The sequence below is a fragment of the Streptomyces sp. NPDC052107 genome (genome assembly GCF_040680215.1).
Taxonomy (GTDB): Bacteria; Actinomycetota; Actinomycetes; order Streptomycetales; family Streptomycetaceae; genus Streptomyces.
Genome location: NZ_JBFAWG010000316.1, coordinates 1 through 1,103, shown reverse-complemented (window position 1 = coordinate 1,103; position 1,103 = coordinate 1). Strand labels below are relative to the sequence as shown.

1 protein-coding gene is annotated in these 1,103 nt (G+C 67.4%); it reads right to left on the bottom strand.

The window, feature by feature from the left end; all coding sequences use genetic code 11:
• Positions 1-277: 277 nt before the first annotated feature.
• Positions 278-1,103 (bottom strand): MraY family glycosyltransferase (locus AB0M27_RS48115; RefSeq protein WP_365732500.1); only part of this gene is annotated, 826 nt, incomplete at its 5' end.

The window sequence follows — 1,103 nt, the reverse complement described above, 5'->3', positions numbered from 1 at the left end:
TCTCCGATCTGGCGGCAGCTCCACTGGTCTTGGGGAGGAATGGGGCGTCGTCATGGACGAGCGTAGGCCCGGCCCGCGAGGCGGATTACCAGGCCGAGGAACCGTCTCACCAGGGTTCTTCGGCTCCGTCGCCGGGTCTCGTGAACGGTATCACAAACTATTTGATGAGGTCTTTACCTGGAAAGTGTGCCAACTGTCACACATGAGAGTTACCCCGCGCGTGTGTGCACGACAAGACGGCGTTATGTCTGGTAATGGGCGGCGGAATCCGGAAACGTCAGCGCGAGGAGTCGATGGACCGGCGTTCAGGGAAACGCGAACGAGGGCCGATCGCGGTCGCCCCGTTGACGCCGGACACCCCGACCGCCACAGGGGCCCGCTCGGGGCTCTCCTGGCCCATCTGAGCCTCTTCCAGGGCCGGTTGGGACCCGGAGGTCACGGGCTCCGGCTTCTCGCCGTACGAGGACGCGGACGGGGACCGGGACGCGGAGGCCCGCTCGGGCACCTGGCGCCGGTAGCGCGGCGGGACGAAGCGGTTGGCCCAGTGCGGGGTGCGGGGGGTGAAGCGGGGCATCAGGAGGAGGACCAGGCCCACCGCGCTCGCAGCGATGATGACGAAGACGATCCACATCGAGGCCGAGTGGACCGAGTAGCCGACGGTCCCGAAGGCGATCAGGGCCGACCAAAAGTACATGATCAGGACGGCACGGCTGTGCGAATGGCCGATCTCCAGCAAGCGGTGGTGGAGATGGCCCCGGTCGGCAGCGAACGGGGACTGGCCGTTCCAGGTGCGGCGGACGATGGCGAGGACCAGGTCGGCGGCCGGGATCGCGATGATCGTCAGCGGCAGCACCAGCGGGATGAAGACCGGGAGCATCGCGTGGGTCGCCCCGCGCTCGCTGCCCTCGAAGAAGATACGCATGCTGTCCGGGTCGACCTGGCCGGTGACCGAGATGGCCGCAGCGGCCAGTACCAGGCCGATCAGCATCGAGCCGGAGTCACCCATGAAAATCCGGGCCGGGTGCATGTTGTGCGGCAGGAAGCCCAGGCACATGCCCATCAGGATCGCGGTGAAGAGTGTCGCGGGGGCGGCCGCCTCGATC